The following is a 14,075-nucleotide window of genomic DNA, read 5'->3' as shown; positions in this document are numbered from 1 at the left end:
CGCCCCGCCCCCGCGGCACTGCCCCCGGCCGACGGACACTCCGCCGCCCGGCCCGAACTGCCCGGCCCCGCCGCCCGTCCCGCGGCCGCGGCGCCGCCCCCGGCCACCGGGCGCCCCGCCGCCCGCGCCGAACTGCCCGAGCTGCCCGAGCTGCCCGAACCGGGACGGCACCGGCGGCCCGACGGCACCACGCCGAACGGTCTGCCGGTGCGGGCCCCCGGCCGCACCATGGCCGAGGCGGAGCGCGAACGCGAACAGCGCCAGTCCGCGTCCGCCCAGTCCGGCGACACGGCGTCGACGCGGCGCCCGGCCCGCGACGCGGGCTCGCGGTTCGGCGCCTTCCACCGCGCACGGCAGTCCGGCAACGGCAACCCCGGGCCGGCCGCCCGTCCCGGCTCGGAGCCGCCCGCCGCCCCGTAGACCCACCCCTTCCCGTGCGGCGCCGGCCCCCTTCCCGTACGGAGTCCGGGGCGACGGCGCCCCTTCCCGCTCGAGCTCGTGAGATAGGAGGAACGGGCCGGTGACCGGTCAGCCGGACACCACCGTCCCATCACCCATCATGCAGACCACCGACAACAGCCTCAGCTGGCTCCTGCACGGCCTCCTGGAACAGACCCCCGGCGCACGTCACGCCCTGGTCCTGTCCCGGGACGGCCTGAAGCTCTGCTGGAGCGAGCACCTGACGCTCGACCGGGCCGACCAGCTGTCGGCGATCTGCTCCGGCATCCAGGCCCTCGCCCAAGGGGCCTCCATGGAGTTCGGCGACGGCACCGGCGGCGTCCGGCAGTCGATGACCGAGTTCCACGGCGGCCTGCTGTTCATCGTGGAGGCCGGCGAGGGGGCGCACCTCGCCGTCGTCGCCCGGGAGGACGCCGACCCCGGAGTGGTCGGCCACCAGATGACGGAGCTGGTCGAGCAGATCGGCGAGCACCTGCGGGCCGAGCCGCGGGACCGGTCCGGGGGGAGCGGCACGTCGTGACGCGCAAACCCGTCGACACGGGCGCCCCGGACCGGCTCTACACCGTCACCGGTGGACGCAGCCGCGCCGACGAGTCCTTCGACCTGGTCACCCTCATCGTCAGCGAGAGCGGACCGGTGCCGGGGATGCAGTCGGAGCACGCCCGGATCCTGGAGCTGTGCCGGCACCCCGTCGCCGTCGTCGAGATCGCCGCGGAGCTCGGGCTGCCGGTCATGGTGGTGCGGATCCTGCTCGGCGACCTGCTGGACACCGGCCGCATCACCGCCCGCCACCCGCGCGCGGCGCCCTCCGTCGCCTCCCTGCCTGATTCCGCCCTACTCCAAGAGGTGCTCCATGGGCTCCGCAACCTCTGAGCTGCCCACCCACCGCACACCGCTGAACGACACCGCGGAGACCGGTCTGAAGATCGTCGTCGTGGGCGGCTTCGGCGTCGGCAAGACGACCCTGGTCCGCTCCGTGAGCGAGATCCGGCCGCTCAACACCGAGGAGGTGATGACCCAGGCCGGCGTGGGCGTCGACGAGACCGGCGCGGTGACGTCGAAGACCACCACGACGGTCGCCTTCGACTTCGGGCGGATCAGCCTCAACGACCGCATGGTGCTGTACCTGTTCGGGGCGCCCGGCCAGGAGCGCTTCTGGTTCCTGTGGGACAGGCTGTTCTCGGGGACGCTGGGCGCCGTGGTCCTCGTGGACACGCGCCGGATGGACGACTCCTGGTACGCGATCGACCGGCTGGAGCACCACCGCACGCCCTTCGTGGTGGCCGTGAACCGGTTCGACGACGACACCGACCGGTACTCCCTGGACGAGATACGCCAGGCCCTCGCCCTGCCCGCCCACGTGCCGATGGTCGACTGCGACGCACGGGTCCGGCACTCCGGCAAGGACGTCCTGATCACCCTCGTGAACCACCTCCACGCCATGGCCATCGCCGAGGAGGCGACACTGTGACCGACCCCGGCGGCCCCTACGCGCACCCGGCGCCCCCGGGATGTCCCGCCCACGCCGGCGCGGTGCCCCTGACGGGACTCGAGTACCAGCAGACGCCGTCGCAGCTCTACCGCGCGCTGCGCAGGGAGCACGGCCCCGTCGCGCCCGTGCTGCTCGACGGCGGCATCCCCGCCTGGCTGGTGCTGGGCTACTCCGAGGTCACGTACGTGACCAGCCACGACGAGCTGTTCGCACGGGACTCGCGGCGCTGGAACCAGTGGGAGAACATCCCGCAGGACTGGCCGCTGCTGCCCTTCGTCGGGTACCAGCCGTCGGTGCTGTTCGCCGAGGGCGAGGAGCACCGGCGGCGGGCCGGGGTGATCACCGAGGCGCTGGAGGGCGTCGACCAGTTCGAGCTGTCCCACGACTGCCTGCTGATCGCCGACGACCTCATCGCCCGGTTCGCCGGCAGCGGCCAGGCGGAGCTGATGGCCGACTACGCGCACGCCCTGCCGATGCGCACCGTGGTGCAGCTGTGCGGGATGCCCACCTCGGGCGAGGACACCCGCCGGCTCGTCGACGACCTGCGGATCTCCCTGGACGCGGGGGAGGGCGACGACCCGGTGGCGGCGTACGGGCGCGTGGGCGAGCGGCTGCGGCGGCTGGTGGAGGACAAGCGGGCCGCCCCCGGCCCGGACGTCACCTCGCGCATGCTGACCCACCCGGCCGGCCTCACGGACGAGGAGGTCGTCCAGGACCTGATCTCCGTGATCGCGGCGGCGCAGCAGCCGACGGCGAACTGGATCTGCAACACGCTGCGCCTGCTGCTGACGGACGAGCGGTTCGCCGTGAACGTCTCGGGCGGCCGGCTCAGCGTGGGCGAGGCGCTCAACGAGGTGCTGTGGCTGGACACGCCGACGCAGAACTTCATCGGGCGGTGGGCGGTGCGGGACGTCCAGCTGGGCGGCCGGCAGATCAGGGCCGGCGACTGCCTGGTGCTGGGGCTGGCCGCGGCCAACACCGACCCGCAGATCTGGCCGGAGGGGCACGTGGGCGCGGAGAACGCCGCGCACCTGTCGTTCAGCAACGGCGAGCACCGCTGCCCGTACCCGGCGCCGCTGCTGGCGGACGTGATGGCGCGGACGGCGGTCGAGACGCTGCTGGAGCGGCTGCCCGACCTGGTACTGGCCGTGAACCCGGAGGAACTGACCTGGCGGCCGTCGATCTGGATGCGGGGGCTGTCCTCGCTCCCGGTGCGGTTCACGCCCGTGGTGCGGTAGCCCGGGCGTCCGGGCCCCCGGCGGGGCCCGGACCACGGCGCGGACCGGCGGGCCGGGGAGCGGGAAGGGGCGGGCCGGTACGGTGGCAGGCCCGTACCGGCAGGGCCCGTACCGGCACGGTCTGGCCCGCACCGGCCCGGTACCGGCCTGGCACATACCGGCCCGTAATCAGCACGGCTTGGCACGGCCCGCACCGGCACGGCCCGCACCGGCACGGCCCGCACCGGCACGGCCTGGCCCGCACCGGCCCGGTACCGGCCTGGCACGGTGCGGTCCGGCACAGCCGATACCGGCCCACACCGGTCGTGACCAGCACGGCTTGGCACGGCCCGTACCGGCACGGCCTGGCCCGTACCGGCCGGCACGGCCCGCGCCCGCGCGGACCGCTCGTGGGGGTCAGTCCTGCACGGGGGTGAACCGCACCGACAGGCTCTGCGGTCCGCGGGTGAACACGCCCTGCTCGGCCGGCTCGAACCCGTCGGCGAGACGCAGGTCCGGCATGGCGTCGAGGAGCTGGCCGACGCCGATCTCCACCTCCGCCTTGGCCAGCAGCGCGCCGACGCAGAAGTGCCGGCCGAGCGCGAACGCGAGGTGGTCGGCGGCGGCGGAGAAGGCCGTCGTGGTGGTCAGGTCGTCGCGGAAGACGTCGAAGCGGTCGGGATCGGCGTAGCGGCGCTCGTCGCGGTTGGCGGCGCCTATCAGACAGGTGACCGTGGCGCCCGCGGGCACGGTGCCGCCGCTGAGCTCCACCTCCGTCGCCGACTGCCGCATGATCATGTGGACGGGCGGGGTGAACCGCAGGGTCTCGGCGAAGGCGCGCGGGATCAGCGAGCGGTCCGCGCGGACGGCGGCGAGCTGGTCGGGGTGGCGCAGCAGGTTGGCGAAGATGCCGGCGATGGCCTTGTCGGTGGTCTCGCCGCCGGCGGCGAGCAGCAGGCTGCAGAACGCCTTGACGTCCTCGTCGCTCATCCGCACCCCGTCGACCTCGGCGGCGCACAGCACGGACAGCAGGTCGTCGCCCGGGTTCTCGCGGCGCTCCCGGATGATCGGCAGCATGTACTCGGCGAACTCCACCCGGGTCCGCTCGCCCGCCGCCGTCACCTCGGCGTCGCCCGACAGGTTCCCGAGGAAGGCGATGACGGCCGTGTACCAGCGGTGGAAGCGGGGGTGGTCGGCCTTGTCCAGGCCCAGCATGTCGGCGATGACGTTGACCGGGAAGCGGGTGGCGTAGTCGGCGACCAGGTCGGCGGAGCCGGTGTGCCGGAAGCCGTCGATCAACTCGCGGGAGTTGCGCTCGATGACCGGCAGGAACTTCCGCTCCAGGTCGCTGCCGCGGAAGGCGGGCGCGACCAGGGCCCGGCGCACGGCGTGCTCCCGCCCGCTGAGCTGCAGGATCGTTTTGCCGTGCACGGGCTCGAGCTGCCAGGCGTAGTTGTCGGTGGTGAACTCCCCGGCCTTGTCCTTGAAGACGCGCTCCACGTCCTCGTAGCGCGAGACGATGTAGCTCTTCGTCGCCTCGTGCCAGATGAGGGGCGCGGTCTCCCGCATCACCCGGTAGGCGGGATAGGGGTCGGCCGCGAACTCGGGCGAGAGGATGTCGGGCACCTGCTGGGCGGTGGACATGGAGCTCCCTGCGCTCGTCATTTCGTGTACCCCGCAAGGTTATTGATCAACTGTCAACCACAACAGGGCGGCCGGGACACCGACCGCCCCGGCACGCGGTCATTGACCGAAAACCGTCCCTCGTGGGCGCCGTCCGCGAGGGAGGAACCACCCCGGGCCGACCTGACACGGCGACGGACGGGGGGAACCGGCGCCCCGGGGCCGGCGTCCACCGATGCACAAGACTGCTGGTGGACACGGAGGAGCTCACGATGACCGGCACGGCCACCCGTCACCTCTACCTCGCCCGGCACGGCGAGGCGTCACCGGACGGGAGCGGGCTGACGGAGGCCGGCCGACGGCAGGCCACCCTGCTCGGTCGACGCCTCCGGGACGTCCCCCTCGCCGCCGTTCACCACGGCCCCCTGCCGCGGGCGGAGCAGACCGCACGCCTGATCGGCGCCCAGCTGGAGGACGTCCCCCTGCGCGCCTCGGACGTCGCCGGTGACTACGTGCCCCACCTGCCGGACAAGGGCGAGCTGCCGCCCGAATCGGCGGACCTCTACCTCCGCTTCCTCGCCGACACGACGGACGAGGAGCGGAGGAACGGACCCGTGCTGGCCCGCCGGGCGCTGGACCTGTTCACCGGGCCGGTGGAGGGGGAGCAGGATCGGCACGAACTCGTCGTCACCCATAACTTCCTGGTGGCCTGGCTCGTCCGGGACGCCCTGCACGCGCCGAAGTGGCGCTGGCTCGGCCTCAACCACGGCAACGCGGCGCTCACCGTCATCCGCTACGCCCCCGGCCGGCCCGCCTCCCTCCTCGTCTCCAACGACATGCGCCACCTGCCCGCCGAACTGCGCTGGACGGGCTTCGACCTGGAGCCGCACATCTGACGAGTCCGCTCAGCCTGCGAGCAGGTCGTCCCCTGACGGCCAGATGTGCAGGGACAGAGAAGCCAGGTAACTTCCGCGCGAGCGGATGCGGTCTTCGTCCCAGCCGTCGGCCCAGTCACCGGCGTCGACGGTGGGCGGAGGGTTGAGCAGGGTTCCGTGGGTGAGCCGCAGGAGGCTGTGCTTGCCGAGCCACTGCCGTTTGTCCTGCCAGGGCATGTTGCCCAGAGCCGGGTTCAGGCGGGCCGTGACCAGGGTCAGGTTGCCCAGGGTGTGAACCAGTTCGTCGCGGTCGGCGCCCTCGAGGGGGTCGTCGTCGAGCGGGGGCCAGTGGTCGCGCCAGCTCTGGGGCATGACGTGCTCGATCGTCAGTTTCGTGCCGACGTGTTCTCCGACCGGTGCGGTGAGCTGTTCGGTGTGGTCGGTGCGCAGCTCGTCCTCGAGCGCCTCCAGGAGGACGCGGACCCGGTGGCGGTACAGACGCGAGTACAGCGGATCCTGCTCGAGCGCGGCGCGGAACTCGGCGTCGGTGGGCCACTGCCGATGATGGCCCTGCAAGGCCGACAGCGCCTTGATGATGCCTTCGTCCGCGCATGGGGGCTGCTGCGCCGCCGCCCCGACGAGCTCGCGGAAGACGTGGTTGTAGTCGCGGTTGCTGAGGTTGAGGATCGCCCGCCGCCGCCGCTCCGGAGGCAGCACGTCGTCACCCAGCCCGTAGAGGTAGAGTAGCAGAGGCATCGGCGTCGACGTCTGCATGACCTTCATCCGGTACAGGAACCGGCCTTCGACCCCGTGCAGGGGGTGCTGGTCGATGCCGTCGTAGATCTCGGCGTACCGGGCGAGCTCGCCGAACACCTCTTCCGTGGGGGCGGACGACTTGAGCAGCCAGCGCTCGAATTCCTTGAACAGGGCGGAGGCGGTGAACTCGCGTCGGCTGCGCATCGTGAGCCAGTAGGTCAGGAAGACGTCGAGGCGGCTGCGCGTGATACGGCCGGTGGTCTGTTCGGTGCGCCACTCGTCCTGGTCGAAAGGAGCCCAGTAGGTGGCGTAGAGCCGGTCGACGTCGGCGCCGGCGTGCTCGGCGTTGCGGAACAGCAGGTTCTTGATCAGGTCCGCGTGGGCCAGCGGTGTGCCGCGGCTGTTGAGCGTTTCGAAGACGACCTGCGCGTCGTCGTGTTTCTCCAGGTCGATGACGACGAGGCGCAGATGCTCCCGCATCGTCTGGACCAGTGTGTCCAGACGTTCGTGGGGCTCGGGTGCCTCGGCGAGCCAGGCGTCGATCTCCTTCCGGAAGTAGGTGACGGCTTCGGCCAGCCGTCCGTCACCGGGCCGGTCCTGCATCACGGCCCTGAATTCGGCGCGATCGGTATTCGTCGGCCAGACCTTGTAGAGGTGATCGGGGTTCTTGTTCCGGTCGAACAGGTCTTCGTCGTTCTCCAGGAACTTCCTCAACAGCCTTACGGACCGCTCGTGGGCGAGCGACGTGGCCGACAACCGGGCTGCGAACAGGAACAGTTGGAGTGTGGTCAACCGCTGCTGGCCGTCGATGACCTGCCGGGTCTCCAGGTTCGACGACAGATAGGGCGTCTCGTCGAAGACCACCGCGCCGAGGAAGTGGGGCGCCACCGTGTCCCCGGTGCGCCCGGCCTGCTCGGCCCGCTCGATCGTGCGGCGGATGTCTTCCCAGAGGGCGGACCAGTTGTCGTCGCGATTCCAGACGTAGGGCCGTTGGAACAGCGGCACCGTGTACCGGACGTCCTTGCCGAAGATGCGCCGCAGGTCGACCGTGTCCGCCCGCATGGCCCTCCCTCACCTCGTGTTATCGGCCCTCACCGTAGCGATCCGCCAGGGTGAGGATTCGTGCGATTCGGAGATTTCCAGCCCATCGAGTCCTCACGCGCCCAAGTCCGGGTCACGGAGGAACGGGCTCGGTCAGATCTGTGGGTCGAGCGAGCGCAGCAGTTCCAGCAATCCCTGCGCGGGCCTCAATTGGTCCTCGGTCACCGGATCCGGACTGAAGTGCATGAGGTCGTTGCGGAAGGTGCGGCATTCCTCCAGTGCGGCCAGGAAGTGTTCCTGGTCGATGCCCCATCCCAGGGCGGCCCAGTTCTCCGGCACTCTGAGCAGGTGCTTGTACGCCCCGAAGGTGAGGTTGGCGGCGGAGCGCACCTGGGCGGCGCGTCCGCGCGGGACGGTGGCTCTGATGCGTTCGAGGGGAATACACCGGTCCACCACACGGCGCAGGCGCTGCTCGATCTCCTCGACCAGGACGAAGGGACGCACGCGCGTGCCGAACTGGACCGTCAGGTCGGAGGCGGTGATCAGGCCGCAGACCTTGTGGTCGTGGTCGCGGACGACGACGTGTCCGGACTGCTGGATGGTCCCGATCCAGTCGAGCAGGTCGTCCGAGCCGTCCGCCTCCTGTCCCCGCACCGTCGCGGCCTGGAGACCGGCGGTGGGGTCGGCCATCCGGGCGCGCCCGATCGACTCCCAGCTGACGACGCCGCGCAGCCGTCCGTCCGCGTCGAGAACGGGGAGCTGGCTGTAGCCGCGCAGCACCATGAGCGTCGTGGCGGTCTCGATGGTGTCGCCGACGCGCACGCACTCGGGCATGCGGTTCGCGGACTCAAGGTTGCTCACCCGGTAGGCGACGGCCTGCGCCTCGGCCTCCTCGTCGAGCAGGCCGACGAATGCGGCCGCGTCGGTCGTGATCTCGGCCGCGAGGTCGTGCAGCGCCGCCGTCAGCTCGCCGCTCGACAGCCTGCTCACCGCGCTCGTGCCCGACTCGTCCGGCTCGGCGCCTCCCGCCAGCACCGCGATCCTGCTGTCCAGCGTGCCTTCGGTGAAGGGCGGGACGGTGACCAGACCCCGCTCCCTCAGGTCGTTCTTGATCTGTTCCGTGGACGCCGGAGAGCGCCGTTGGACACCCCATACGGCCAGGAAGTCCCGGATGGACAGGGTCAGTGGCTCGACGTCGCCGCGTCGGCGCACCTCTTCGTACAGTTTCGTGGGCTCGGTCAGGGTCGCGGCGAACTCGTCGGCGTCGGGCCGGCCCGGGTCGGGCTTCCCCTCGGCCAGCGCGGCCACGCGTTCGGCCGCGCCGAACCTGCTGATCTCGAAGACGGTCAGCAGGGAGCCCAGGCTGTCCAGCAGATCGGACTGGATCTCCTGCCGGTCGAGGTCCTCGACGATCCACTCCACCCGCCGGGAGTGCCGCATCCCCTCGGCGGCTTCCGTCCGGTACTCGTAGCCGCCCGTCACCTGCCCGATGGCCACCCGCGAGGACTTCAGCGGCAGGACGACGAGGTCGCCGGACCGGATCTCGTGGACGAAACGGTGGAGCTGGCCGGTCCAGTTCCCGATCGTGTACGGGCCCTCGTCGGGGTAGGCGGCGGCGACGGCGGCCCTGATGTCGTCACGGGTGGCGGCGCCGGCGAGGTCGCCCATGGCGAGCCTGTCCCACCCGACGACGAGAACGCCCTCCTCCAGGGCGGCCCGCTCCCGCTCCCCGTTCTCTCCCGCACGCACGACCCAGGCCCGCATACCTCTCCTCCCCGTGAGCACACGGCACGTGATCAGTGCCGGGACTCAAAGTCACCATGCGGCAACCCTTTCTGAACAGACGTCACTTCAGCCCCTTCGGCGATGATTTTCAGCCGTCCGTGTGGGCTTCGCCACAGTCGTAGACTGTGCGGCGGCAATGGGGCCGGGGTGAAGGCCGTGACCGGAGCGTTGGGGGTACGAGAGCGCCGATGAAGCCGCTGGACACCGATGCCGACCCGCGCGTGGTGGGGCCGTTCGAACTGCTCGCCCGGCTCGGCGCCGGGGGCATGGGCGTCGCCTACCTGGCCCGCAGGATCCCGCTGGAGGGCCTCCCGGACGAGCTGGCCGCGGCCTACCGTCTGGTCGAGTCCGACGACGACGGGGAGGCCGACCCGGCACGGCTCGTCGTGATCAAGATGATCCAGCCGCACCTGCTGGACGAACCGCAGGCCCGCCAACGGTTCGCACGCGAGGTGGACGCCGTCCGCGCGGTCGTCAGCGACCGCGTTCCGGCCCTGCGCGCGGCCGACCCGGAGGCCGCCGAGCCGTGGTTCGCCATGGACTACGTCGCGGGACCCTCCCTGCACACCCTGGTGAAGGAGTCCGGCCCCCTCGACGTCGGGCCGTACGCGGCGCTGGGCCTGGCCCTGGTGGACGCCCTGCGCGCGATCCACGGGACGGGACTGCTGCACCGCGACCTCAAGCCCAGCAACGTGGTGCTCGGCCCGGACGGCCCGGTGGTGCTGGACTTCGGTCTGGCGGTGCTGACCGAGCGGCGCTCCAGCCAGGCGCTCACCCGGACCGGCGACCACATGGGAACGCGCCCCTACATGCCCGTCGAGCAGCTCAGGGACACCAAGCACGTCGAGGAGTCCGCCGACGTGTACGCCCTGGGTGCCACCCTCTTCTACGCGCTGACGGGCCGGCCGCCGTATCCGCTCATGCCGCTGATGTCCCCGCCCAAGTGGGACGGCGTCGGTCTGGACTTCCTGCCCCTGCTCGCCCAGGTGCTCGTCGCCAGTCCCTCCCAGCGCCCGCGGCTCGACGGCGTGCAGGAGAGCCTGTTCACCCTGCTCGCCGACGCGGGTCTGACGCTCGATGCCGCCGTGGAACAGCTCCGGGCCCGCGTCGCCGCCTCGGGACTGACGCCGCGACTGCCGCCGCACGCGCTCGCCGACCGTGCCGACCCGGCGGTCCGGGAGCTGGCCCAGAAGGCGGTCGACGAGGGCGCGGCCCCGGACGCCCCCTGGGCCGATGACGACCCCGGCTTCTACGGCCTCGTGGACACGGACGAGATCGAGCGGGCGGCCGACGCCGCCGACGGACCAGGAGGGCCCGGCGGTTACACGCCGACCCTCGTCGATCCGGTGCCCGTACCCGGCCCCGCCGAGCCCGCGCCACCGGCTCCGCGGGCCGAGCCCGGCGACGGTCCCCCTCCCGTCCCCACCAGCTACCCCCTCCCCGACCCGCAGCCGGAGGAGCGGGACGCGACAGAGCAGGAGGTCACCGCCCCGAGCGTTCCGCAGGCCCCTCCCCGGGCCGCGCAGCGCGTGGCCGACCGCCTCCGCGAGCGCTACGCGCACCGCGGGGACCTGTAACCACCCGCGCCGGTCCGTGACCGGCCGCACCACGGACCCGACCGCGCCGTCCCGCACCCACCGCCACGGCGCTACCCTCGACGACGCCCGGAACCACCCGAAAGGACCCCTCATGCCTGCACCCGACGGCCCTCCGCCCGCCGGCACGGTGATCGAGGTGCGGGACGAGGAGTGGATGGTCCGCACCAGCAGGCAGGTCCGCCCCGGCGAGTACCTGATCGAGGCCGTCGGCGCCTCCGACCTGGTGCGCGGGCAGGAGGCCCGGTTCCTGGCGCCCACGATGGACCGGCCCCGCGTCCTGCGCCCCGAGGACACCGAGCTCATCGCCGACGGCTCGCCGCACTTCCGGCGCGGCCGCCTCTTCCTGGAGGCCGTGCTGCGCAAGACCCCGCTGCCGCAGCGGGAGCGGCGCCTGGCGCTGACCGACGGCTTCCTCCTGGACCGCATGGACTACCAGCTGCGGCCCGCCGAGAAGGCCCTCGCCAACCCGCTGCGCCCCCGGCTGCTGATCGGCGACGTGGTCGGGCTCGGCAAGACCCTGGAGATCGGGGTGCTGCTCGGCGAGCTGATCCGCCGCGGCCGCGGCGAGCGCATCCTGGTCGTCACGCCCGCGCCCGTCCTGGAACAGTTCCAGCACGAGATGTGGACGCGGTTCTCCCTGCCGCTGGTCCGGCTCGACAGCGCGGGCATCGCCCGCATCGAACGGAAGATCCCGGCGGGCCGCAACCCGTTCACCTACTACAAGCGCGTGATCATCTCCATGGACACGCTCAAGAACCCCCGGCGCTACCGCCCGTGGCTGGAGCACATCCACTGGGACGCGGTCGTCATCGACGAGTCCCACAACCTGATCAACCAGGGCAGCGACCGCCGCGCCCTCGCCGACCTCCTCGCCGAGCGCACCGACGCGCTGATCCTGGCCAGCGCCACTCCGCACAACGGCGAGATGCCCGCCTTCACCGGCCTGATCCGCCTCCTCGACCCGATGGCGGTCGAGGACCCGAGCCGGCCGAAGGCGGAGGAGCTGGAACACCTCATGCTGCGCCGCACCAAGGTCAGCGCCGAGGTGGCGGAGCAGCTCAAGGACCACTGGGCGCCGCGCGGCGGCTCCCACCCCGTGCGGTGCCGGGCGAACGAGCTGGAGGAGCAGGTCTTCGCGGAGCTCGCCGAGCACTGGCTGAAGCGGCGCGAGCAGCGGGCCGCCACCGAGGACCGGCTCTTCCCCTACGTCCTGCTCAAGTCCTTCCTGTCCTCCCACCGCGCCCTGTTCGCCACCGCCCGCCAGCGGCTCACCCGCACCGGGCACGTCCTGCCCCCGCGGCACCGCATCACCGACGACCCGCCGACCGGCGTCGCCGCGACGACCCCCGAGGCCGCCTCCCTGCTGCGCCTGATGGAGCTGGCCCGCGCGATCGAGCGGGCGGGCGCGGGGGACGGCGACCCGGCCGCCGCCTCCAAGCTGGCCGGACTGGTGGAGGAACTGCGCCGCATCGGAGTGAAGGCGGGCAGCCCCACCCGCGCGGTCGTCTTCTCCGAACGACGCGAGACCCTCGACTGGCTCGGCGAGGTGCTCCCGCCCCTGCTCGGCTGGACGGCCGGCGACGAGGCGAAGGCCGCGGTCAAGGTCATGTACAGCGGCTCCGGGACCTCCGACCGGGTGCAGATGGAGTACGTCGACGAGTTCGCCCGCGCGGGCAGCGACGTGCGGCTGCTGCTCACCGGCGACGGCGCCTCCGAGGGCGTCAACCTGCACCGCCAGTGCCACCATCTCATCCACTGGGACCTGCCCTGGAGCCTGATCCGGGTCGAGCAGCGCAACGGCCGCATCGACCGGTACGGGCAGACCGAGCCGCCGGAGTTCCGCGCGATGATCCTCCGGTCGGCGGTGGAGGGAGCCCTGGACGACACGGACATCGCCGAGAAGGTCCTCGCCCGCGAGGAGCGGGTGCACCAGGTCCTCGGTGCCGTGGAGGCCGCGACGAAGGACAATGACGCCGACCTGGAGGAGAAGCGCGTCATGGAGGCGCTGTTCCGGGGCGAGGCGCCGCAGCCGGCCGTGGACGCGCTCCAGACCGTCGCCCCGGAGACCCTCGACGCCCTCGACGAGGGCGAGCTGCCCGACGGCCTGCCCCTCGCGCAGCAGCTGAACGCCGAGTTCGGCACGGGCACCGGCACGGACGCGTACGACGACGAGGACCTCGACATCGGCTTCGACTTCGACGACGCCCCGGAGGCCGTGGACGGCGGGTCCGGCACCCCGCAGGCATCCACCGGGACCGCTCCGGCCGAGGACGGCGCGGCCCGCGCCCCCGTCCGCACCGTCGAGGAACTGCGCCTGTTCACGGACCGCCGCGACTACGTCCTCACCGGCCTGGAGGAGCTCGCCGACCTGGAGGCGTTCCGCCTGGACACCACCGTGCACGGCACCGACCTCAGCTTCGACACTCCCGAGGACCTCGCCGACCGGCTCGACGTCCTGCCCGCCGGCTACCTGCGCGACCACGGCATCACCCGCCGCATGAAGCTCACCTTCGACCGCGAGGACGCGGCCGACTCCCTGCGCCGGGCCCGCGAGGACGCCGACTCCCCGTCGCTGTGGCCGGACGCCCACTACGTCGGCGAGCTGCACCCGGTCCTGGAGTGGATCAGCGACAAGGTCCTGGTCCAGCTGGGCCGCCAGCAGGCCCTGGTGATGCAGGTGGACAGCGCCCGCGTGCCCGAGCCCGTCTTCCTCACCCAGGGCGTGTGGTCCAACCGGGACGGCCGCCCGACGGTCGTGGCCTGGCTCGCCGTCGACCGCCTGGACCGGCCCGGCGAGGAGCCCAGGCTCCGGGAGCTGACCCGGCCCCTCCTCGCCGACCTGGGCCTGGGCCCGTCCATGCCCGACCACTTCGCCGCGGGCGACCCGGCCGCGCTCCAGCGGTACGTGCCGGCCGCCGTCGAAGCCACCCGCCGCGAGATGGACCGGCGCCGGCAGGAGGCGGAGGAGCACATCGACCGCCCGCTGCGCGCCTACGAGGCGAAGGTCGGCCGCTGGCTGGAGCAGAAGCTGCCCGGCTTCACCGGCGGGCACACCGCGCGCGAGCGCGCCGCCGAGAACCTGGAGGAGGCGGCGGCCCGGCTGCGCACGACCGGCGACCCGATGGTGCGCGTCCTCGCCGTCCTGGAGCCGAGCTCATGACCACCGCCGCCCGTCCCCCTGCACCCGTGGGCCCCCGGCACCCCGCGCATCCCGTCCCCGAAGCGATCC

10 protein-coding genes and 1 pseudogene are annotated in these 14,075 nt (G+C 72.4%); 8 read left to right on the top strand and 3 right to left on the bottom strand.

The features are described 5' to 3' along the window. The 5 genes and pseudogenes from ADK41_RS43205 to ADK41_RS16895 all read left to right on the top strand — a co-directional run. A pseudogene (locus tag ADK41_RS43205) lies at window positions 1–420 on the top strand (ATP-binding protein); the annotation flags it as partial. A gap of 139 nt (window positions 421–559) precedes the next feature. Then, window positions 560–979 (top strand): roadblock/LC7 domain-containing protein, encoded by a 420-nt coding sequence (locus ADK41_RS16910; RefSeq protein WP_199821949.1) that lies wholly within the window; start codon window positions 560–562, stop codon window positions 977–979. Further along, complete coding sequence (locus ADK41_RS16905) at window positions 976–1,332, top strand: DUF742 domain-containing protein (RefSeq protein ID WP_030834127.1); 357 nt, start codon at window positions 976–978, stop codon at window positions 1,330–1,332. Before ADK41_RS16910 ends, ADK41_RS16905 begins: the two co-directional genes overlap by 4 nt. Then, a complete protein-coding gene (locus ADK41_RS16900; RefSeq protein WP_030834125.1) occupies window positions 1,313–1,930 on the top strand; it encodes a GTP-binding protein in 618 nt (205 codons plus the stop codon). The genes ADK41_RS16905 and ADK41_RS16900 overlap by 20 nt, the downstream gene beginning before the upstream one ends. Next, window positions 1,927–3,189 carry a cytochrome P450 gene (locus tag ADK41_RS16895; protein WP_030834123.1) on the top strand — a complete coding sequence of 421 codons (1,263 nt, stop codon included), beginning with the start codon at window positions 1,927–1,929 and terminating at the stop codon, window positions 3,187–3,189. Before ADK41_RS16900 ends, ADK41_RS16895 begins: the two co-directional genes overlap by 4 nt. Before the next feature lie 396 nt (window positions 3,190–3,585). On the opposite strand, the gene ADK41_RS16890 is transcribed toward ADK41_RS16895, so the two are convergent. Further along, window positions 3,586–4,812, bottom strand: coding sequence for a cytochrome P450 (locus ADK41_RS16890; RefSeq protein ID WP_030834119.1), 1,227 nt, complete (start codon window positions 4,810–4,812; stop codon window positions 3,586–3,588). Window positions 4,813–5,063: 251 nt separating this feature from the next. Here ADK41_RS16890 and ADK41_RS16885 point away from each other — a divergent pair, with 251 nt between their 5' ends. Beyond that, window positions 5,064–5,687 carry a histidine phosphatase family protein gene (locus ADK41_RS16885; RefSeq protein WP_030834115.1) on the top strand — a complete coding sequence of 208 codons (624 nt, stop codon included), beginning with the start codon at window positions 5,064–5,066 and terminating at the stop codon, window positions 5,685–5,687. 9 nt (window positions 5,688–5,696) lie between these two features. Here the strand turns inward: ADK41_RS16885 and ADK41_RS16880 are convergent, their stop codons facing one another. Beyond that, window positions 5,697–7,484: a DUF262 domain-containing protein gene (locus ADK41_RS16880; RefSeq protein ID WP_030834112.1), complete on the bottom strand. Its 1,788-nt coding sequence runs from the start codon at window positions 7,482–7,484 to the stop codon at window positions 5,697–5,699. 132 nt (window positions 7,485–7,616) lie between these two features. Next, complete coding sequence (locus ADK41_RS16875; RefSeq protein WP_030834109.1) at window positions 7,617–9,227, bottom strand: CBS domain-containing protein; 1,611 nt, start codon at window positions 9,225–9,227, stop codon at window positions 7,617–7,619. A gap of 209 nt (window positions 9,228–9,436) precedes the next feature. Between ADK41_RS16875 and ADK41_RS16870 the strand changes: the two genes are divergently transcribed. After that, a complete protein-coding gene (locus ADK41_RS16870; RefSeq protein WP_051843495.1) occupies window positions 9,437–10,825 on the top strand; it encodes a serine/threonine-protein kinase in 1,389 nt (462 codons plus the stop codon). Window positions 10,826–10,937: 112 nt separating this feature from the next. Then, window positions 10,938–14,006, top strand: coding sequence for a DEAD/DEAH box helicase (locus ADK41_RS16865; protein WP_030834104.1), 3,069 nt, complete (start codon window positions 10,938–10,940; stop codon window positions 14,004–14,006). The last annotated feature ends 69 nt before the right edge of the window (window positions 14,007–14,075 follow it).

This window comes from Streptomyces caelestis, from assembly GCF_001279005.1.
Lineage (GTDB): Bacteria > Actinomycetota > Actinomycetes > Streptomycetales > Streptomycetaceae > Streptomyces > Streptomyces heliomycini.
This window is presented reverse-complemented; position numbering and strand designations above follow the sequence as displayed.

Bases quoted from the DNA above. Each gene is read 5' to 3' on its own strand.
- ADK41_RS16890 (WP_030834119.1), bottom strand. From the start codon at position 4,812: ATGTCCACCGCCCAGCAGGTGCCCGACATCCTCTCGCCCGAGTTCGCG.
- ADK41_RS16875 (WP_030834109.1), bottom strand. From the start codon at position 9,227: ATGCGGGCCTGGGTCGTGCGTGCGGGAGAGAACGGGGAGCGGGAGCGG.
- ADK41_RS16900 (WP_030834125.1), top strand. From the start codon at position 1,313: ATGGGCTCCGCAACCTCTGAGCTGCCCACCCACCGCACACCGCTGAAC.
- ADK41_RS16880 (WP_030834112.1), bottom strand. From the start codon at position 7,484: ATGCGGGCGGACACGGTCGACCTGCGGCGCATCTTCGGCAAGGACGTC.
- ADK41_RS16910 (WP_199821949.1), top strand. From the start codon at position 560: ATGCAGACCACCGACAACAGCCTCAGCTGGCTCCTGCACGGCCTCCTG.
- ADK41_RS16865 (WP_030834104.1), top strand. From the start codon at position 10,938: ATGCCTGCACCCGACGGCCCTCCGCCCGCCGGCACGGTGATCGAGGTG.
- ADK41_RS16885 (WP_030834115.1), top strand. From the start codon at position 5,064: ATGACCGGCACGGCCACCCGTCACCTCTACCTCGCCCGGCACGGCGAG.
- ADK41_RS16870 (WP_051843495.1), top strand. From the start codon at position 9,437: ATGAAGCCGCTGGACACCGATGCCGACCCGCGCGTGGTGGGGCCGTTC.